We start from the raw sequence: 18,270 nt of genomic DNA, 5'->3' as shown, positions 1-18,270 counted from the left end.
TTTTTTTTGTATTTCACGTTCAGCAATTTCTGCTTCAGTAGGAGCGGGCGGAACACGTTCAATCACTCGCATCGATTTCTCATCCAGAATATCGTAACCTTGTTGGGCAACTTCTGGCGGTAGGGTTTTACTCAAAGTCGGGATACCGTTTTCATCGGTAAAACGGTACAGTTGTGCCGCAGATACGGTGGTAGCAATCAAGAATGTAGCGCTGAGCATCGACGCCATGACTAAGCGTATTGGAATCATTATCTTTTCCCAGAGAGCCTTGTTAATTTGAGTCTTATTGAACATTTTATTCTGTTTGTCATTTCTTTGCTGGCAAATACTTTTTCGGCTTTAAGTGGCGGCGGTGCAGGATTAATTCAGTTTCCTGTTTTGATATTCCTGGGGTTGAGTTTTTCTGTGGCCTTAGCCACGCACAAAGTAGCGAGTGTGGCATTAGGTTTAGGTGCAGCCCTTCGCTACATCAATAGCAGTCGGTTGGAACGTCAGTTTGTGATATTGCTGTTGATGGCAGGGTTGCCGGGGGTAGTGATTGGTGGCAGTTTGATTTTGTTGGTTCCCGACAGAATCGCAGAGATTGCACTGGGAATACTCACCGGTACATTAGGACTTTATTCATTGTTTAAACCCGCTTTAGGGCAGGTATATGCCCCGTTACATCGTGAACGACAGGGTTACCTGGTCGGTGGGGCAGTATTGTTTTTGCTGGGCATTCTGAATGGCTCATTAACTTCCGGTACGGGATTGTTTGTAACGTTATGGCTGATCTTATGGTTTGGTATGGATTATCAGCGCGCAGTAGCCTATACACTGATTCTGGTAGGATTGTTCTGGAATGGCGCCGGTGCAATTACCTTGGGCATTTTGGGTGACATTCGCTGGGACTGGCTTCCGGCACTTTTACTCGGATCACTATTGGGCGGTTACCTTGGATCGCATCTGGCTTTGCGTTGGGGGAATCGATGGATTAAACGCAGTTTTGAAGTAGTGACCTTATTAATAGCTATCAGATTAATTTGGGGGCCTTACTAGACCCCATACTCTTCACGATAGGCTTTGACTGCTGGCAGGTGTTGTTGGAGCTCAGGATGCCCCAGTAAATAACTGAGCAGGTCATCAAGACAGATGATACTGACAACAGGTATATGATGCGTTTGCTCTACCTGCTGAATAGCGGATAATTTGCCTTTTCCACGTTCCTGACGATCCAATGCAATGATAACGCCTGCTGGTTCAGCACCAGCCGCATGGATAATCTCAACCGATTCGCCAACAGATGTACCGGCAGAAATCACATCATCAATGATCAAAACTTTGCCTTTAAGCTCAGCACCGACCAGCTGTCCACCTTCACCGTGGTCTTTTTTCTCTTTGCGGTTAAACACATAGGGGACATCACGCCGGTGTTGATCGGCTAGGGCGACAACGGTTGTAGAGGCTAGTGGAATACCTTTATAGGCCGGACCAAATAACACATCATAATCGAGTTCGGAGTCAGTTATTGCCTGAGCATAAAAGCGTCCCAGCCGGGCTAATGTGGCACCACTATTAAACAAACCACTATTAAAAAAATAAGGACTGTTTCGTCCGGATTTAAGCGTGAATTCGCCGAAGCGTAAAACGCCCGTCTCTATAGCAAATTCGATAAATGCGTGTTGATAATCTTTCATGAGTTTCCGTTGTGAATCAAATAAACCGCAATCTGGCCAAACAGGTTCGGTAATAAGCGAATACCAAAAGTGTCTTTATGTTCGTGATTGACCACACTACGGTTCAATACCCTATAACCATATTGGTCACAAAGCTTTTCAAAATCTTTCAAAGTACATAAATGAATATTGGGCGTATCAAACCAGGCATTTGGCAAGTTTTTGGAGACCGGCATTTTGCCGCCCATACCTAATTGAAAACGGCATTGCCAGTGACCAAAATTCGGGAAACCGATAATACCCTGTTTACCGACCCGCATAATTTCTCTCAGCAAAAAATCAGGTCGTTTAACGGCCTGCAGGGTTTGTGACAGGATGACGAAATCAAAGCTTTGGTCATCAAATTGACTCAGGCCGGCATCCAAATCAGCCTGAATAACGTTCACCCCACTGGCAATACATTCTGTGAACTTACTGTTATCAATTTCCAGTCCATAGCCAGTAATATTACGCTGTTGCAGATGTTTTAATAGCGCCCCATTACCACAACCCAGATCAAGCACATGCGCGCTGTCCGGGATCCAGTCACTGATTATTTGTAAATCAACACGTAACGTCATCAGCCATTTACCTCTTTTGCAACTTGCTGCATATAGCTGGCAAAGATTTCCATATAGCGCGGGATGGGCATTAAAAAGGCATCATGTCCCTGAGTTGCTTCAATTTCGGCATAACTTACCGACTTTCCAGCGCTTAGCAGGGCATTAACGATTTCCAGTGAGCGTAATGGTGAAAAACGCCAGTCACTGGTAAAAGAAATAATCAAGGATTTAGCCTGAATTGCTTTGACGGCGAGGGTTAAATCATCATTAAAATCCTTGGCAGGATCAAAATAATCCAAGGCTTTAGTCATCAGCAGATAGGTGTTGGCATCAAATCGTTCGACAAAACTGGAGCTTTGATAGCGTAAATAACTCTCAATCTGAAACTCGACATCATAACCATACTGAATCTTGCCGCTTCGCAGCTCACGGCCAAATTTTTCACCCATTGCTTCATCAGACAAATAAGTGATATGCCCCAGCATTCTGGCCAGTCCCAATCCTTGTCGTGGAACCGTATTAAATTCCTGATAGCGGCCTTCATGAAACTCAGGGTCAGATTTAATTGCCGTTCGCGCGACTTCATTGAAGGCAATATTCTGTGCCGACAATTTTGGTGCAGCCGCTATGACCAGAACATGTGCCACTCGTGCTGGCAAAGTGATTGCCCAATGCAGTGCTTGCATACCGCCAAGGCTACCACCGACGACGGCGGCCCATTTATCGATCCCCAATGTGTCAGCCAGTATGGCCTGACTCTTTACCCAGTCTGAGACCGTTACGATAGGAAAATCAGGGCCATATAATTTACCGGTTTCGGGGTTAACGGTGTTGGGGCCAGTTGACCCTTTGCATCCCCCAAGATTATTCGGGCAAACTACAAAAAAATGATTGGTATCAATGGCTTTTCCTGGGCCGATAGCTGAATCCCACCAGCCAGGTTTACGTTCATCCAGTGAATTAAAACCGGCTGCATGATGGTCACCAGACAAAGCATGGCAGATAAGTACAGCATTACTCTTTGCTGCGTTTAACGTGCCGTAGGTTTCATAAATCAAATCGAATTGTGGCAGTATTCGCCCGCAATCCAGCGCCAACGGCTTATCAATATGCAAGTGAGAAGGGGTTACCAATCCGACTGAGTCAGCTGGCAGGGAGTCCGACATAATGTACTGTGTCCTATAGCAAATTTAGTATTGGGGATACGTGGAGCCGAGCAGTAACGGCATCACCAGCATCGACAGAACCTGCAGTCCCAATATGACGACCAGTGGCGATAAATCAATGCCGCCTAACAATGGCAGTCTCCGGCGTACAGGTTCCAGCAAAGGGGCATTAATTGCCTGAATCAAACTGGCTACCGGATTATAACCCTGTGGAGCCAGCCAGCTCAGCAACACTTCGATGATAATCGTTACAGTAAATAAGCTGATGAATAGCGAGAATATTTCTGCAATTGTGAGCAAAATCAAACCGATAAGCGCGGGCCAGGCACCTGCCAAACTGAGCAACAGCGTGAGTTTGACCAATGTGACTAAAATCAACAGCAGCAGAACAGCAGAATCAAACCGACGAGTGCTGGGCATAAAACTGCGTAAGGGAGCGCATAAGGGTTCCGTGATACGTATGAGGGTCTGAATCAGAGGATGTGTAAAAGATGTCCTTATTAGTGGTAGTAATAAACGTATCGCGACGATGTACATATAAAGCTGAAACAAGGTTTCAATCAGAAACATCAATGGATTAGAAAAATAACTATTAGGCATGGTGGTCTTGTCCCAATTCATTGGCCAGTTCACGGGCTCGTAATGCTGCAGCAACTAATGCATTTTCAAATAAACCATGCAAACCACCATCTTCCAATTCATGGATTGCTCTTTCAGTTGTTCCGCCAGGAGAGGTGACTTGTTTTCGTAAAGTACTGGCTGATTCGCCGCTTTCCAGTGCCATTTTAGCGGCACCAAAAGCCGTTTCCAAGCACAATAATCGGGCAGTTTCTGCTGGTAGCCCCAATTCAATAGCGGCTTTTTCCATTGCTTCCATCACCAGGAAGAAATAAGCGGGACCACTCCCTGATAATGCGGTTACGGCATCCATATGTTGTTCATCCTCCAACCAGATAGCTAAACCACAAGCGCGCAATATTGATTCGGCCAGCTCATGTTGCTGATGCGACACATAGTCGTTGGCAAATAATGCTGTCGCACCCGCCTCAACTAACGCCGGGGTGTTGGGCATAGCACGTACAATCGCGGCTTGAGATTTATTCAGCCAGCGAGTGATATCTTCAATACGAATTCCGGCAGCAATTGAAATCAATAACTGATCTGGTTGCCAATAGGGACTGAGTTTTTTGATGACATCCTGCATTTGCTGAGGTTTGACTGCCACAATAATCACCTCGACACCTTCAATCGCTGCGCGATTGTCAGTAAATGTCTGAACGGCATAACGATTGGTAAGTGATTTGAGAGTCTCTGGCTGTTTATCTGCGACATGGATATTTTCAGCAATCATGCCGTTGGAGATTAAGCCTCCGATCAAACTGCGGGCCATATTTCCAGCGCCGATAAAAGCGAGCTTACAAGGTATCATTTAATCTTCTCCATTGGGTCATGCTCTGACCGGTGTAGTGTACTGGTTATTTTTTATTGGGTGTATGTCTCTCACCAAACAATGCGGTACCAATTCTGACCTGGGTGCTCCCTTGAGCAATCGCTGCCTGCATATCCGCAGACATGCCCATTGAAAGGGTATCCACCTCAGGATGTACGGTTTTCAATTGTGAAAAAAGCTGTTGTGCCCGACCAAACGCATCAAGTTGCTGTTCTGTGGTCTCAGCAATTGCCGGTATGACCATTAGCCCTCGTAAGCGAAGATTTTCCAGCTGGCTTACCGCTGCAGCGAGTTCCATCAGATTGTCAGGATGCACTCCCGCTTTGCTGCTTTCATCATCAATGTTGACTTGAAGACAAATATTTAGTGGCGCTTTATCTACTGGCCGTTGTGCGGAGAGTCGCTGAGCAATTTTCACTCTATCAATACTTTCAACCCAATCAAATTTGTCGGCAATTTCTCTGGTTTTATTGGATTGAACGGGACCGATAAAATGCCATTCCAATGGAAGATCTGCTAATGCATCGATTTTTTCCAGTGCTTCCTGCAAGTAATTTTCACCAAAACGGGTTTGTCCCACTTCAGCTAACTCACGTAACCTCGACGCTGGCCAGGTTTTACTGACCGCCAGTAATTGAACGGAACCTTGAGGTCGATTAGCCTGTTGTTCTGCCAAATTGATGAAGTTCATCACAGATTGCAGGCGTGTTTTTGAATTTGTCATGTTGCAAGCCAGTCTGGAGCGCGCTACCTTTAGCGTTATTCGCTATATTGTCAGTGACAGGTAGCTCTCGTTATCGAATAAGGAATGTGCATGGATATTACTGAATTGCTGACCTTTAGTGCAAAAAACAATGCGTCGGATTTGCACATTTCTGCGGGTGAGCCGCCTATGATACGTGTCGATGGTGATATAAAGCGGATTAACTTGCCAGCCATGGAACACAAAGAAGTGCATGCCATGGTGTACGACATCATGAATGACCGGCAGCGCAAGGACTTTGAGGAATTTCTGGAAGCGGATTTTTCGTTCGAAATTCCTAATCTGGCCCGTTTCCGGGTGAATGTGTTTAATCAGAACCGCGGTGCCGCTGCTGTTTTCCGTACCATCCCTTCAACCGTACTAACGTTGGAAGAATTGGGGGCTCCCGAGATTTTCAAACAAATTGCTGATAACCATCGCGGCATTGTGTTGGTTACTGGCCCTACCGGTTCCGGTAAATCAACGACATTGGCTGCGATGATTAATTATCGCAATGAAAAAGATAATGAACACATCCTGACCATTGAAGATCCCATCGAATTTGTGCACCGCAGTAAGAAGTGCCTGATTAACCAGCGTGAAGTGCATCGTGATACGCATGGTTTCAGTGAAGCCTTAAGAAGTGCTTTGCGTGAAGATCCAGACATTATTCTGGTGGGTGAATTACGTGATCTGGAAACCATTCGGCTTGCACTGACTGCGGCTGAAACAGGCCATTTAGTGTTTGGTACACTACACACCTCATCAGCGGCAAAAACTATCGACCGTATTATTGACGTATTTCCGGCAGCAGAAAAAGATATGGTGCGGTCAATGTTGTCAGAATCATTACGTGCAGTTATTTCTCAAACGCTGCTAAAGAAAGTGGGCGGAGGCCGAATTGCTGCACATGAGATCATGATTGGTACTCCGGCAATCCGCAATTTGATTCGTGAAGATAAAGTGCCGCAGATGTATTCTTCAATTCAAACGGGTGGTGCTTTGGGCATGCAAACATTAGATCAATGTTTACAAGACCTTTTGCGACGCCAGCAAATAACCAAACATGAAGCACTGCCTCGTGCTGTGAACAAGGACCTGTTCCGTTAGGAGAAGATGATGGAAATTGTCACTATATTAAAAGCGGCGGTAAAACACGAAGCTTCGGATATTTTTATTACCTCTGGTCGACCAGCCACTTTAAAAGTAAACGGTCGAATGGCAACACTGTCTCAGGAACCCTTATCTGAAGAAGAGGCTCGAGAATTAGTGCTGAGCACTATGAACGATGAGCAAAAACGTACGTTTGAGCGGGATAAGGAGTGTAATTACGCAATTGATACCAAAGGTGCAGGACGCTTCAGGGTCAGTGCGCTTTATCAGCGAAGCCGAATTGCCATGGTCTTGCGTTTGGTCAAAGGTGATATCCCGACCATTGAAGAATTGCATGTTCCTGAGATTATCAAAGAGTTGGCCATGACCAAACGTGGCCTGGTGATGTTTGTGGGCGCAACTGGGAGTGGTAAATCAACGACGTTGGCGGCTATGATTGGTTATCGTAATCAAAACAGCACAGGCCATATACTTACCATTGAAGACCCCATTGAGTTTGATCATAAACATGCAGGTTGTGTTGTAACGCAACGTGAAGTTGGAGTGGATACCGACTCATATGAAATTGCATTAAAAAATTCATTGCGGCAAGCCCCCGATGTCATTATGATCGGTGAAATCCGGAGTAGGGATACAATGGATTACGGTATTTCATTTGCTGAAACCGGTCATTTATGTCTTTCAACTCTCCATGCAAATAATGCGAATCAGGCTATGGAGCGGGTCATCAACTTTTTCCCGGAAGATAGACATCAGCAATTGTTTTTGGATTTATCGCTGAATCTCAAAGCAGTTGTAGCGCAAAGATTAATTCCCAAAAAAGATGGATCTGGTCGCGCGGTAGCGGTTGAAGTTTTACTTAATACGCCACTGGTTGGCGATCTCATCGAAAAGGGTAAAGTCGCTGAGATAAAGGATGTCATGAAACGTTCTCGTGAACTTGGAATGCAGACCTTTGATCAGTCGTTGTATGATTTGTACAAAGCCGGTGAAATCTCCTATGAAGACGCGTTACGAAATGCCGATTCTAGCAATGAAGTGAGATTGATGATTAAGTTAGGTTCAGAAACTGGTGAACTCCCAGTCGAAGCCGGTGCCCAAGCGTTATCCCTCGAAATGGAAAATGAACCCATGGGTACTCGTTTTTAATTTTCAGGTTTTTTTAAAAGGTAAATATGCCTTTTTTTTAATATGTTACACTTCAAATGTAAATCGTATTATTATGATGCATGAGACTGACACATGGAGTGATGATGGTGTCAGCCAAATCATTAACCAACGATTACCAATACTAAGCAATAAATCTAAAGGAACTATACATTATGAATATTTCAGTAAAATTAACCGCAGCATTGCTGACGATTGGTTTGCTGGCTGGTTGTGCAGGCCCAAATCAGCGTGCTTATCAAGATTACACTTTATGTTCTGCCCTGGGTGGTGCCGTCGGCGGTGCTGCAGTTGGTGCAGCAGCTAGCGGTGGTTCTGGTGCCGTTGGTGGTGCCGCAGTAGGTGCCGCATTAGCATTATTACTTTGCTCTACTGATGATGTACAAGCAGAAGAAGCAGTAGCAGCAGAAAAAACCATGTGTGAACATGAGCCTGTTCCAGGTGCATTGCTTGATGCCAATGGTTGCGCAATGGATTCAGACAACGATGGCGTGCTGGATGGTATTGATATGTGTGCCAACACTCCAGCGGGTGTAACCGTTGATGAAGTTGGTTGCCCAATTGACTCAGACAGAGATGGCGTAGCGGATTACAAAGATTTATGCCCTAACACTCCAGAAGGTGTAATTGTTGATGAAGATGGTTGCCCGATTGCTGGTCAAACTATTCTGTCATTAACTGGCGTGAACTTTGAATTTGATAAATCATCATTGACTCCAGAAGCTCAAGATATTCTGGACGAAGCGGTTGATGCTCTGTTAAATACTGATGAAGTCGTTGAAGTTCGTGTAGAAGGTCATACTGATAGTATCGGTACTGAAGAATACAATCAAAAACTTTCTCAAGAACGTTCAGAATCAGTTGTTGAATACCTTGTTTCTAAAGGTGTAAATGGTAACAACCTGATCCCTGTTGGTATGGGTGAAACTTCACCGATTGCCAATAACTCGACTGATGCAGGTCGTGCGTTGAACCGTCGTGTTGACTTTATTGTTAATACACAATAACAACACTGCTTAGTTGTTACAGAAAAGGCCCTTAACCGGGCCTTTTTTGTGCCTGCCATTAAGGATTCGCTGATGGTATTAAGACACTATTAATCAAAAATGTTAGTGAACTGTTAGTTTACTCCCTGGCTTCAACACTCCACTTTCTCCGCTTGAAAAAATTACATTTCACCATGTTATTTCTTCCTTTATCTGCGAGGTTACGCTCGTCAGTATTTTGTTTAAAACAATAAAAATCAGTCTGTTATGCGTTTGGCATGATTACTGTACCGTATGATTCAGGGCATATCTCTTTGGTTTTTAGAAGAAGAGATATTTGAGTGAATGCAAAAAGCCTATTGGTTCAATCATGATTTTTTGATAGACCATTAAATATAGTGGCTAAACAGGAGCAAATGATGAATAAAGATATTGCAGAAGGTAAATGGACTAAATTTAAAGGTCAGCTTAGAGAGAATTGGGGTAAATTGACCGATGATGAAATTGAAGAAACCAAAGGTAACGCTCAACAGCTGGCAGGCCTGTTACAGGAACGTTATGGTCTTGCAAAAGATGAAGCTGAAAGAGAAGTTGAGGCTCTGAGCAAGTAGCGACCTGTTCTGATTTTGCAATACTGCTCTAAGTATTGCCTGTGACTCCTTGAACTAAGGCGTCGCAAGGTGTCTTTTTTTCTTGCAACCGCAAAAACATGAACTTTTTCCCGATAATGTTTGTAATTTATTCATAATATTACATTTCATGCCTACATCGATTTTTTCAAGTAATTGATTTTATTTGTTTTTAAGGTTGGCACGGTTATGGCAATACTTAGCAGGTGACACCTTGAAATGAAGATGAAAGATGGAGATTAATGATGAAATTTAAAATGAATAGTTTAGCAATTTTGACAGCAACAACTTTAATTGCAACGCCAGTATTAGCAAATGATTGGCAAGGCGAAGCAAGTGATGCCTGGTTAGACGGGAAATTAGAAACCTCATTATTGCTCAACACGGAATTAAATAACTTCAAAATCGATACAGATATCGAAAATGGTGTTGCTGTTTTGACAGGTGAAGTGAACAATGAAACACAAAAAGAGCTAGCGGGAGAAATCGCCAACAATATTGAAGGGATTACAAGCGTGCAAAACAATCTGACGGTAAATGAAAATTATCGGAATGAAGAAGCGGATAATGATGAAAAATCATTCAGCCGTGCGTGGCATGATATGACAGTCACCGCAGGTCTTAAAATGGAGCTTGCAGCCCATGATACGCTTGAGGCAACAGCCATTGATGTTTCCACCGACAACGGTGTGGTGACATTGAAAGGAAATGTGAAAAATGAAACTGAAAGAGATCTTGCTGTAGAAATGGCTAAAGGTTATGACAAAGTTGTCGATGTAAAAGATGAACTGGTTATAACTAACTGAATCTCATATGCTAAGTAACAAAGACCAACAACTTATTCAGGAGTTAAAAAGCATCTGTATCGATGGCTACAGCTTCTACAATATGGTTGCAAAGAAATCTGTTAATAGTGAAATAAGAATGTTGTTCCGTGAAATGGCACTTGTTCGGGCCGAAATCGTGAATGATATTGATAATCGTTTCTCAGGGCTGAGACAGACTCAGCCCTGCGATACGGAGTTAGCTCTCACAGTAAGGGCGATTTATAAACTGACGTATGATATGTGTAGCGATATCATTGACACGGTGGGTCTTGCTGACTTGGAAGCAATGGAAATGCGTTCCCTGGAAATTTTTAAAATCTATGTCAGAAGAATGAGTGACCGGCGCATGTCATCTTATCTGGCTGGTCATTTGGCAAATATCCAATTAAGTCAGGATCGTTTACAAAGACTTAAAAATGGGCGTCAACATCAGCGACGGGTAAGTTAAACCGTTCCATACCTCTGCTATTAAGAAGTTCAAATAATAGTTTCAGCCTCTTTATCTAGGTTAAGAAACTAGCAAAACCCTCATGTTAGACTCGAATTTAATTACTTATTAATAACGGGTCTTATGCCAAAATTACTTTTAATTACCTCGGACGAAATGCTTGCTACAAAGCTGAGCAAAGAGCTCTCTACATGCAGTTTTAGTCTCATCCAGGTTGCTGATTTGACCGACCATAATTATCCAGCAGACTTGGTCATTTATGCGCCTCAGCAAGCAGTTGAAGACGACTATAAACTTTTCGAAACCCACCCCTTACACAATACTGCTGACTGGATATTGTTAAGTGATGGTGCTCCGAATAAATGGTTAGATATGATGATGAGCAAAGGTGTAGCTTATCACTTTCGACAGATGAGGGACTTCAGCCCTTTACGTGAAATAGCCCAAGAGTTTGCCGAAGAATTCAAACAGCTCAAACAAAAACGTCACTCCGCCACACTTACTTCCTCACTTGATCAATATGGTTCCCTATTAGGCTCATCCGCCGTTATGCACAAGCTATATCGGTTGATTCGACGAGTCAGCCAAACAGATGCCAACGTATTTCTGATTGGTGAAAGTGGCTGTGGAAAGGAAGTTGCTGCCCGAACTATCCACGAGCAAAGTGAGCGGGCTAATGAACCCATGGTTTGCGTTAACTGCGCCGCCTTAGCCGCTGATTTGGTTGAAAGTGAATTATTTGGGCATGAAAAAGGCGCTTTCACCGGTGCTGTAAATCAACATATTGGTTTTTTTGAACAAGGTGGTAATGGGACATTATTACTCGATGAGATCACGGAAATGCCCTTGGCACTGCAAAGCAAATTGCTGAGAGTGCTGGAAAGCGGCGAGTTTCGACGAGTAGGAAGTGATATCGTGCGACGCTCCAAAGTAAGAGTCATTGCCGCCACCAATCGGGAGCCGGAAGAGGCTATTGAAGCCGGGTTTCTAAGAGAAGATCTCTATTTTCGACTGGCTCATTTTCCAATCAAACTCCCACCATTACGTCAGCGGGATAATGATGTGATTGAGTTGGCTAAACATTTTCTTGCCTATCGTAATGAAGCAACAGGAGCGGGAAAAGTTTTCGCCGATGATGTTTTGGATATGTTTTCTCGATACAGCTGGCCCGGTAATGTTAGAGAACTCAAACATTGTGTCGAACGGGCTCATATATTGGCTGAAGAGGTCATAACCGTAGCTGATTTGCCCGATTTTGGCACTAACTCTCCGGTGTTAGAGAGCAGTATTGGTCCCGGTACTTCAATTAAAGACGCTGAAAAAAGCCTGATTCTGTCAACACTTGAAGCTTGCCAGCATAACAAAACTCAAGCCGCCAAACAGCTTGGAATTACTGTCAAAACCTTATACAACAAACTGGAACAGTACGGCGAAATCGAACCGACATTGCAAACAGGTTCAGAAGCGACTTAATAACGTTAATAAGTTTTGAAACGTAAAGTAGATAAGTGGTGCGCCTGACAGGAATTGAACCTGTGACCCTCGGCTTCGGAATGTAAAAAAATACACCCGGATATTTCAACAAAAAATGACATTGAAATACAGCTATAGATATTAAATGTGTGTAAATATATGTTTTAAAAGAAGTTTCAAGTCTACCATTTTACGACAAATAAGACCATATAATGGTTAGGTTTAACAGCCATTGATTCAACGAAATCCATGAATGTCGGAAAGTTTGTCACGCTCTATTTTCAAAATAACGACCTTTAGCCAACTTTTGCAATGTCAGATTTATATGGATTGCCCAAGAATGTCTAAGTATTTTTTCAACCTTTTCCACCATGGTGTTTGCAAAAACCTTCAATCTTACTTTTTGGATATTGGATCGGGAGCAGACCAAAGTTAAAGGAGTTATAATCAGTATGAGTTAGTTTGAATACGTGCATACTGATGTCTCATAAGGAGATGAAAAAATGCTGATTGCTTTGATGATTTTGTTAGTTTGTTTAGCTTTGTATTGGCCAATCAAGATCCATGCTCGCAATAGCGGTCAGACTTTACTTAAAAGCGTTATCTCCGATCCTGCCTCGATTGGTCTCGCTGGATTTGCATTGGCCGGGGCAGCTATCGTGGTAACCGCTCCATTCTGGCCGTCCTTGGAGCTGCACAGGTCAGGACTCTTGATGTTTACATTGGGCTGCGGCTTCAGCTTTCTATTCTCATTCGCTGTTATTTATGACGATATCCAGGACAGGAACCAAGAAAAGCGTCCTGACCGTTCGATGTATAAACGACTCCAGACAATGCGAAAAAGCAAACAGCTCTAGTTTGTATATTCCAAATATGGTTGCCTAACTCTACTCCAACAACTTTAGTCAGCAATATTACGAAATCCGGTTTTTGACTTGCGCGATCGAAGATTCATGATAATGTCGTATTGAATCTTTTAATTACACAAGGAATAAAGAATGGATCCTCTTACAATCATATCTGGTGGGGTATTCTTCGCAGTATTGATACTCTTTTCGATCGCTTATTTATTGAATAGTAGGCATGTCGAGATGAAGACCATCCAAGTAATTGCACGCAAACTCGGCTTATTTTCCATAATCGCGATCCTTTTCGAATCGGTCCTAATGGAGCATTTTTTTGCAATCCACGCCATTGCGTTAATTAGTTCCGTGGCCTTGTGGGTAATCGGTTTACTTGAGCCCAGTAAAGAGCCTACCACAAGCGATAAACAAGCCGAAGGAGTCAAGTGATGGGAATCATTGGGATTATAAATGTACCTTTTCTTATTGGCGCGATCGGCACTTTGCTGTTTTTTATTTGGCTTGGCAGATATGCTGAGCGGATCGATAAGAAGCGTAAGAAGCCCCCTCAACGGACAATGTACAGAAAGCTGAAAGTGCTCCGTGAAAAAGAGTGAAAAGAATTAAGTATTGTTTTCATCCTAGCTTTTTAGACTGTATACCATACCCCATGAGGGTACACCATGATTTATAAAACTAAGACATTTCAATCACTCATCAAGAGGTCGCAAATTACTGATAAAGACCTCATCTCTGCATGCAGAAAAATGGACAAAGGTTTGATTGGTGCAGACCTAGTTGGAAATCTCTATTAAGAAACTCATCGCTATACCAGGTAAGGTAAAAGCAGTGGTTATCGAACTTTGGTTGGTGTTGTAAAGGGGAAAAATACTTCTTTTTATTCATTTTTGCCAAAAGCGATTGATCAAACATTAATAAATAATGAAGCATTGACGCTTCGTTCTAACTATCAAAAAAACTTCCAAATATTTCGTTTTAAACAAACTTGTGACCCAGTTACTGGCCACATGTATTTGCTGAGATAAGATTTAGCGAATAGTTCATGGATTTGTGGGCTTGTTAAGATGAAAAATTAAGGAAGGTTGAGTGATTAAAAAATTAGAAAAAAGTGCTTTAGTAGCAATTATCCTATCATCCGCCACGGCCTGTTCTAGCCCAACCGATGCCAATAAAGATAACTTCAAAGCAGCAATAAATGATTATTACGAGCTAAAGAGAGAGTGTGTAGATATCGGAAAGCTTCCAGTTACAACATCTGAGTCAAAGAATCCCACAGTATTGGATGAGTTTGAAAAACTTGGTTTTTTAAAAGCTGAAAAAACGAAGATCAAGAATGAATCACTTGAGGCACTTTTACTTGGTGAGGGGCCCAAGCAAGTGTCAGCTTTAAAATATACTCTGACCCCAGAGGGTGAAAGCGTCGCTAGTATTAACTCTGGTGATAAGGTTAGTTTCTGTTATGCTCGAAATGAAGTAGAGGATGTTATTGATTTTACAAAGCCTACAGAAAGCGAGGGCTATGTTATTTCTCGGGTGTCCTATACATATAAGCTTGGTGATATTGCTGATTGGGCAAAAAATTCAGAGATTCTCCAGGAAAAGAACCTACGATTGAGACAAGCAATTAATAAATCTGATGAGGCAGTATCTGGCTCTGCCGTGTTAGTTCAAATGAGTGACAAGTGGAAGCATGGCAACTTGGTTCGATAAACACTCTATCAGTCCTCATCCAGATATAGTATGGGTGGGGGCTTAATTATCCTTTATGGATGCGTATGACACACCAAAGCCCTAATTGAAGAGGTAAGAAGTTGTATGGTAAGGCGAGAAAACAATGAAAAACCATCAGACTGTATCGATAAGTTGGAGCAGGCTGATGAATCTCGCAATCACGATTTATGGTTCCGTGAACAAGTAACTATTGGTTTAATTGAGGCCGATTCTCCTGAAGCCGTTTGGTCGACTCCTGCAGCCATTCGAGCCAGAATGAAGCAAAGGGCTAAGGCGCGAGCCAAATAAATCTTGAGTAGAATTGAATCTGGTGGCGACTGGCAAAATACTGAGCTTCCTGTTCCTAAATACTCATAAAATTCTTCAGAAATTAATAAGCCAGCAAAAAGCTATACAGCCGATTAAATAAGCATTGAAAAAAAGTTTTGTATTAACATTGTAGTAGTCAGCTGTCAGCGGTAAAGTTTAAGAATAGATTTTTGAGATGGCTGATTAGTGTCTAAAGAATTAGTAGCGATTCAAAGCATTACTAAATGCTTAGCAATACAGTATTGACTTGACAGTGACATGTTGTCGGGACATAGTGTCCCAAACTGAACGTATGAACGGGATGGTTTCGACCATGCGCTCCTCCGGCCTAACGGCTATCTGCCCAAGAGCACTTATAAAGTGAGCCCAGTTAAAGGAAAGCCCTGCATGTAAATGTAGGGCTTTTCTATTTGGTACTATCTAAACCTGCTCTTTTATAGGTTTTCCCTGAAGGGTATTGTTAGCGTTGCAAAAGAGCCAACACTCTCTAATTTTTGGCTATCGAGAGTTATCTAAAAGTGCGATATGTTTTTCTAACGCTGTAAAAGTGGAGTCCAATAAGTTTTGGGGAAAATCCTTTGGGAGCCCCTTAAGTGTATGTTCGATAGCTTTATCTTTGTCTTTACAAAGTTGATCGAAAATTTCAGCGATCGATTCACGTGAAAGTCCCGCTTCAACGCCAGTCTCGATGATATGCCGAACAGCAATTTCTTTAATTCTGTAGTGTCTGGATTTACCAAAACTCATACTGAGCTTGTAATTCTTATGAGCAACTTGCTTGGCATCGACTGATGGCTGTAGGGTTAGGACATCGTAAAGCGGTGTCAATCTATATCTTCCGCCAGGCATTAAAGACAAACTAAAGTTTTTACCATGACCATCTGTGGCACCAATAGCCCAAAATAAAATTGTGGACATGAAAAAGTCCATCCGGTCCTGCGTTGGCTCATCACTGCCACGAAATAAGTCCATTATTTCTACAATACCTGGACCTCCTTCACTTTGATATTTTCTCGTGGGTGGGATGGAGAGTGCTTGGCAACAATCTTCCTGTGGCAATCGGATCAGCCTGCCATCCGCAGTCCACCTCCTATCAAATCGTTCAATCACCAAGGCCCTACGACTTCCAAAATCAATGATCTCTGTGTTAGCTGTTCTAAGACCAAAGTTTTTTAGGAGTTTTAAACACAGAAATTCATTCTCAACACTGTGGGTGAGATCCATACCATTCGACAGTTTGCCTATTTGTGGCTTGAGTATATGTGTTGTTGGAGTTGTGCCTGTGGGTTTAATCCACTCTCCATTATGAAAGAGCAAAGCGGTCTTCTCTTGGGCTCCGGCAACGGATATTCGAAAGTCATTTTCTTTTTGTAGCCCGAGTGGTACCTCATCTAGCTCGCCCAGTAAGACTTCAATTTCATGCTCTGTTAAAACAGTACCCTCAAGCTGATTGCTAGTTTCTTGAGAACTCCCTTGGGGGAGAAATTGTAGTGCCCCGATACAATCTCTGCCAATTACTGACAACAGACTGAAAGCATCAATGCCTTCTGCACCAACACGTTCTGCAAGCCTTTTTCTAACACCGTCATTATCGGGTAAAAGGTTCTCGAAGACGGGTATTACCCGAGCACCGATGAAGCGATCTTTCCTGAGAGGTAAGGATAAAGAAACAGGAAAAGCATGCTCCCAATCTAACCAGCGTTGATCATATATAAACGATATAGCGCCTGTGCTTTCACGAATAAGCTGTCCGACGATTCGGTTACTTATCCATACATCAAGCGGGATATAGTGTTGACGACGGCCCATGCTACAAGATTTCCTCTAGCTGGCTGATATTACCCTTACTACGTTCTTGTATATGAATTTCCAAATCCAAAGCGGCAAATAAATCAAAAACAGTATCCAGCTTCGTGCTCGAGACACCATTTTCAATTTTTGAGATGGTTTCCTGCCAGATACCGCTTTTTGAGGCCAGCTCACTTTGAGTTAAGGCTTTCGCTTTACGAGCATGCCTGATGGCATTTCCTAAATCTTTGGGCGATCTGACCAGTATCTTCATCTTAACCTCATCACAAGTAAATATGACCTTTAGATCATAAGTGCAGTATATGACTTGAAAGTCATAATTTATTTTTATGGTCTTTGTATCATAAATCTAATATATGGTCTATAGGTCATAATAAACTTATTACGACGGAGGAAAGTTTTATTAGGAAATCATCTGAAGTTATAGTCAAAAGACTAGAGAAATCAGCATAATCATAAAGGCCTATGAAAAGAATAATGGGAGGTACCCACCATGATTAGGAGCTCTGATGATATGGATCCCAAAAGCCAAGATGTTTCATTTCCATTAGACAGAATAACCTTATTTGATCTCGTCTGGTCCATGCCAATGACTGCATTGGCAGAAAAATGTGGGGTTTCTTCAAGTTATTTGGCGAGAGTTTGCACTCAAATGAGAGTGCCTAGACCAGAACGGGGTTATTGGGCAAAGTTAGCCGTAGGTAAAAAGGTAACTAAGCCTTCTCTTCCAGAGCCTGGGCCTGAGGATATGCTTGAATGGAGCAAAGGTGAGGGTATAACCCCAAGCAAAAATCGTAAAATTAGACTTGGTAGAGCTCAGCAGCCGAGAACTATACGACCTGCAAGAGGCTCGTCGCATCCTCTATTAAGAGACGTGAAAGATCTTTTTTTGAAGGGGAAAAAGACTGAGAATGGTTATCTAAAACCCAATAAAAAAATATTACCGGACTTGCTTGTATCATCAGAATGTCTTGAGAAACTGCTAAAACTAGCAAATAACGTGTATTGGTCTTTTGAAGAAAAAGGTCATAAAGTCATCTTTGAGCCTAAACATTCGGATTTTATAAGACCAAGTTCAGAAAGTTACATCGAACCCAAAGCTTCAAATTGTTATACAACCTATTGGTCACCCTATAGATCAACATTGGTTTATGTGGGTGATGTTGCCATTGGCCTAATACTTATAGAAGAGAGTGAATCGGTTATTTAGCGTCAATTATCTTGGCCGGTTTACCGACAATTATCCTGGCCGGTTGATGTCGATCCCTAACTACCCTTGCTCATTGCCATTTTGCGCCGG

The 18,270-nt window shown here is 42.7% G+C and carries 24 protein-coding genes; 15 read left to right on the top strand and 9 right to left on the bottom strand.

The features are described 5' to 3' along the window. On the bottom strand, positions 1-249 hold a 249-nt coding region (locus LGT40_RS02520; protein ID WP_226343149.1), incomplete at its 3' end, for a DUF4124 domain-containing protein. A 27-nt stretch (positions 250-276) separates the two neighbouring features. Here LGT40_RS02520 and LGT40_RS02515 point away from each other — a divergent pair. Beyond that, positions 277-1,038, top strand: coding sequence for a sulfite exporter TauE/SafE family protein (locus LGT40_RS02515; RefSeq protein ID WP_226071539.1), 762 nt, complete (start codon positions 277-279; stop codon positions 1,036-1,038). On the opposite strand, the gene pyrE is transcribed toward LGT40_RS02515, so the two are convergent. The 6 genes from pyrE to LGT40_RS02485 are packed head-to-tail and all read right to left on the bottom strand — an operon-like array spanning position 1,035 to position 5,597. Continuing rightward, complete coding sequence (gene pyrE, locus LGT40_RS02510) at positions 1,035-1,676, bottom strand: orotate phosphoribosyltransferase (RefSeq protein WP_226071541.1); 642 nt, start codon at positions 1,674-1,676, stop codon at positions 1,035-1,037. The genes LGT40_RS02515 and pyrE overlap by 4 nt on opposite strands. Next, the gene (gene metW / locus LGT40_RS02505; RefSeq protein ID WP_226071542.1) at positions 1,673-2,275 is read right to left on the bottom strand and encodes a methionine biosynthesis protein MetW; all 603 of its coding nucleotides are present in this window, start codon (positions 2,273-2,275) and stop codon (positions 1,673-1,675) included. Before metW ends, pyrE begins: the two co-directional genes overlap by 4 nt. Beyond that, entirely contained in the window at positions 2,275-3,423 is a 1,149-nt protein-coding gene (metX, locus tag LGT40_RS02500) for a homoserine O-succinyltransferase MetX (protein WP_226071543.1), read from the bottom strand. The genes metW and metX overlap by 1 nt, the downstream gene beginning before the upstream one ends. Positions 3,424-3,447: 24 nt before the next feature. After that, a complete protein-coding gene (locus tag LGT40_RS02495; protein WP_226071544.1) occupies positions 3,448-4,023 on the bottom strand; it encodes a YggT family protein in 576 nt (191 codons plus the stop codon). Beyond that, positions 4,016-4,852 carry a pyrroline-5-carboxylate reductase gene (proC, locus tag LGT40_RS02490; protein WP_226071548.1) on the bottom strand — a complete coding sequence of 279 codons (837 nt, stop codon included), beginning with the start codon at positions 4,850-4,852 and terminating at the stop codon, positions 4,016-4,018. Before proC ends, LGT40_RS02495 begins: the two co-directional genes overlap by 8 nt. 46 nt (positions 4,853-4,898) lie before the next feature. Further along, positions 4,899-5,597, bottom strand: coding sequence for a YggS family pyridoxal phosphate-dependent enzyme (locus LGT40_RS02485; protein ID WP_226071549.1), 699 nt, complete (start codon positions 5,595-5,597; stop codon positions 4,899-4,901). A gap of 90 nt (positions 5,598-5,687) precedes the next feature. Between LGT40_RS02485 and LGT40_RS02480 the strand changes: the two genes are divergently transcribed. The 13 genes from LGT40_RS02480 to LGT40_RS02410 all read left to right on the top strand — a co-directional run bounded on the left by LGT40_RS02480 (position 5,688) and on the right by LGT40_RS02410 (position 15,140). Further along, the gene (locus LGT40_RS02480) at positions 5,688-6,725 is read left to right on the top strand and encodes a type IV pilus twitching motility protein PilT (RefSeq protein ID WP_226071550.1); all 1,038 of its coding nucleotides are present in this window, start codon (positions 5,688-5,690) and stop codon (positions 6,723-6,725) included. 9 nt (positions 6,726-6,734) lie between these two features. Further along, on the top strand, positions 6,735-7,877 hold the full coding sequence (locus LGT40_RS02475; RefSeq protein ID WP_226071597.1) for a PilT/PilU family type 4a pilus ATPase: 1,143 nt from the start codon (positions 6,735-6,737) through the stop codon (positions 7,875-7,877). A gap of 173 nt (positions 7,878-8,050) precedes the next feature. Continuing rightward, on the top strand, positions 8,051-8,902 hold the full coding sequence (locus LGT40_RS02470; protein ID WP_226071551.1) for an OmpA family protein: 852 nt from the start codon (positions 8,051-8,053) through the stop codon (positions 8,900-8,902). 395 nt (positions 8,903-9,297) lie between these two features. Next, positions 9,298-9,492, top strand: a complete 195-nt coding sequence (locus tag LGT40_RS02465) for a CsbD family protein (RefSeq protein WP_349630199.1) — start codon at positions 9,298-9,300, stop codon at positions 9,490-9,492. Positions 9,493-9,752: 260 nt separating this feature from the next. Continuing rightward, positions 9,753-10,316 carry a BON domain-containing protein gene (locus tag LGT40_RS02460; protein ID WP_226071552.1) on the top strand — a complete coding sequence of 188 codons (564 nt, stop codon included), beginning with the start codon at positions 9,753-9,755 and terminating at the stop codon, positions 10,314-10,316. A 7-nt stretch (positions 10,317-10,323) separates the two neighbouring features. Beyond that, entirely contained in the window at positions 10,324-10,785 is a 462-nt protein-coding gene (locus LGT40_RS02455) for a hypothetical protein (protein ID WP_226071553.1), read from the top strand. Positions 10,786-11,007: 222 nt separating this feature from the next. Next, positions 11,008-12,258, top strand: coding sequence for a sigma-54 interaction domain-containing protein (locus tag LGT40_RS16155; protein WP_247363602.1), 1,251 nt, complete (start codon positions 11,008-11,010; stop codon positions 12,256-12,258). Between the two features lie 503 nt (positions 12,259-12,761). Then, positions 12,762-13,115 (top strand): hypothetical protein, encoded by a 354-nt coding sequence (locus tag LGT40_RS02435; RefSeq protein WP_226071556.1) that lies wholly within the window; start codon positions 12,762-12,764, stop codon positions 13,113-13,115. A 141-nt stretch (positions 13,116-13,256) separates the two neighbouring features. Next, the gene (locus LGT40_RS02430) at positions 13,257-13,550 is read left to right on the top strand and encodes a hypothetical protein (protein WP_226071558.1); all 294 of its coding nucleotides are present in this window, start codon (positions 13,257-13,259) and stop codon (positions 13,548-13,550) included. After that, positions 13,550-13,717: a hypothetical protein gene (locus tag LGT40_RS02425; RefSeq protein ID WP_226071559.1), complete on the top strand. Its 168-nt coding sequence runs from the start codon at positions 13,550-13,552 to the stop codon at positions 13,715-13,717. Before LGT40_RS02430 ends, LGT40_RS02425 begins: the two co-directional genes overlap by 1 nt. 66 nt (positions 13,718-13,783) lie before the next feature. After that, the gene (locus tag LGT40_RS16540) at positions 13,784-13,915 is read left to right on the top strand and encodes a type II toxin-antitoxin system RelE/ParE family toxin (protein ID WP_226071560.1); all 132 of its coding nucleotides are present in this window, start codon (positions 13,784-13,786) and stop codon (positions 13,913-13,915) included. 292 nt (positions 13,916-14,207) lie between these two features. Further along, a complete protein-coding gene (locus LGT40_RS02415; RefSeq protein ID WP_226071564.1) occupies positions 14,208-14,831 on the top strand; it encodes an SEN1982 family lipoprotein in 624 nt (207 codons plus the stop codon). Positions 14,832-14,936: 105 nt separating this feature from the next. Then, on the top strand, positions 14,937-15,140 hold the full coding sequence (locus LGT40_RS02410; protein ID WP_226071566.1) for a hypothetical protein: 204 nt from the start codon (positions 14,937-14,939) through the stop codon (positions 15,138-15,140). Positions 15,141-15,659: 519 nt separating this feature from the next. Here the strand turns inward: LGT40_RS02410 and LGT40_RS02405 are convergent. Continuing rightward, a complete protein-coding gene (locus LGT40_RS02405) occupies positions 15,660-16,970 on the bottom strand; it encodes a type II toxin-antitoxin system HipA family toxin (RefSeq protein WP_226071568.1) in 1,311 nt (436 codons plus the stop codon). A gap of 1 nt (position 16,971) precedes the next feature. Continuing rightward, on the bottom strand, positions 16,972-17,223 hold the full coding sequence (locus LGT40_RS02400; RefSeq protein ID WP_014705941.1) for a helix-turn-helix domain-containing protein: 252 nt from the start codon (positions 17,221-17,223) through the stop codon (positions 16,972-16,974). A gap of 261 nt (positions 17,224-17,484) precedes the next feature. On the opposite strand from LGT40_RS02400, the gene LGT40_RS02395 reads away from it, so the two are divergent. After that, complete coding sequence (locus LGT40_RS02395) at positions 17,485-18,180, top strand: hypothetical protein (RefSeq protein WP_226071569.1); 696 nt, start codon at positions 17,485-17,487, stop codon at positions 18,178-18,180. The last annotated feature ends 90 nt before the right edge of the window (positions 18,181-18,270 follow it).

Origin of the sequence: Methylophaga pinxianii (assembly GCF_020447225.1) — a bacterium.
In the GTDB taxonomy this organism is placed as follows: Bacteria; Pseudomonadota; Gammaproteobacteria; order Nitrosococcales; family Methylophagaceae; genus Methylophaga; species Methylophaga pinxianii.
The sequence above is the reverse complement of the archived record's forward strand: the minus strand, read 5'-3'. Positions and strand labels throughout refer to the sequence as shown.

Bases quoted from the DNA above. Each gene is read 5' to 3' on its own strand.
- LGT40_RS02475 (WP_226071597.1), top strand. From the start codon at position 6,735: ATGGAAATTGTCACTATATTAAAAGCGGCGGTAAAACACGAAGCTTCG.
- metW (WP_226071542.1), bottom strand. From the start codon at position 2,275: ATGACGTTACGTGTTGATTTACAAATAATCAGTGACTGGATCCCGGAC.
- metX (WP_226071543.1), bottom strand. From the start codon at position 3,423: ATGTCGGACTCCCTGCCAGCTGACTCAGTCGGATTGGTAACCCCTTCT.
- LGT40_RS02410 (WP_226071566.1), top strand. From the start codon at position 14,937: ATGGTAAGGCGAGAAAACAATGAAAAACCATCAGACTGTATCGATAAG.
- LGT40_RS02400 (WP_014705941.1), bottom strand. From the start codon at position 17,223: ATGAAGATACTGGTCAGATCGCCCAAAGATTTAGGAAATGCCATCAGG.
- LGT40_RS02395 (WP_226071569.1), top strand. From the start codon at position 17,485: ATGGATCCCAAAAGCCAAGATGTTTCATTTCCATTAGACAGAATAACC.
- LGT40_RS02425 (WP_226071559.1), top strand. From the start codon at position 13,550: ATGGGAATCATTGGGATTATAAATGTACCTTTTCTTATTGGCGCGATC.
- LGT40_RS02495 (WP_226071544.1), bottom strand. From the start codon at position 4,023: ATGCCTAATAGTTATTTTTCTAATCCATTGATGTTTCTGATTGAAACC.
- pyrE (WP_226071541.1), bottom strand. From the start codon at position 1,676: ATGAAAGATTATCAACACGCATTTATCGAATTTGCTATAGAGACGGGC.
- LGT40_RS02405 (WP_226071568.1), bottom strand. From the start codon at position 16,970: ATGGGCCGTCGTCAACACTATATCCCGCTTGATGTATGGATAAGTAAC.
- LGT40_RS02485 (WP_226071549.1), bottom strand. From the start codon at position 5,597: ATGACAAATTCAAAAACACGCCTGCAATCTGTGATGAACTTCATCAAT.
- LGT40_RS02470 (WP_226071551.1), top strand. From the start codon at position 8,051: ATGAATATTTCAGTAAAATTAACCGCAGCATTGCTGACGATTGGTTTG.
- LGT40_RS02480 (WP_226071550.1), top strand. From the start codon at position 5,688: ATGGATATTACTGAATTGCTGACCTTTAGTGCAAAAAACAATGCGTCG.
- LGT40_RS02430 (WP_226071558.1), top strand. From the start codon at position 13,257: ATGGATCCTCTTACAATCATATCTGGTGGGGTATTCTTCGCAGTATTG.
- LGT40_RS02465 (WP_349630199.1), top strand. From the start codon at position 9,298: ATGATGAATAAAGATATTGCAGAAGGTAAATGGACTAAATTTAAAGGT.
- proC (WP_226071548.1), bottom strand. From the start codon at position 4,852: ATGATACCTTGTAAGCTCGCTTTTATCGGCGCTGGAAATATGGCCCGC.
- LGT40_RS02435 (WP_226071556.1), top strand. From the start codon at position 12,762: ATGCTGATTGCTTTGATGATTTTGTTAGTTTGTTTAGCTTTGTATTGG.
- LGT40_RS02460 (WP_226071552.1), top strand. From the start codon at position 9,753: ATGATGAAATTTAAAATGAATAGTTTAGCAATTTTGACAGCAACAACT.
- LGT40_RS02455 (WP_226071553.1), top strand. From the start codon at position 10,324: ATGCTAAGTAACAAAGACCAACAACTTATTCAGGAGTTAAAAAGCATC.
- LGT40_RS16540 (WP_226071560.1), top strand. From the start codon at position 13,784: ATGATTTATAAAACTAAGACATTTCAATCACTCATCAAGAGGTCGCAA.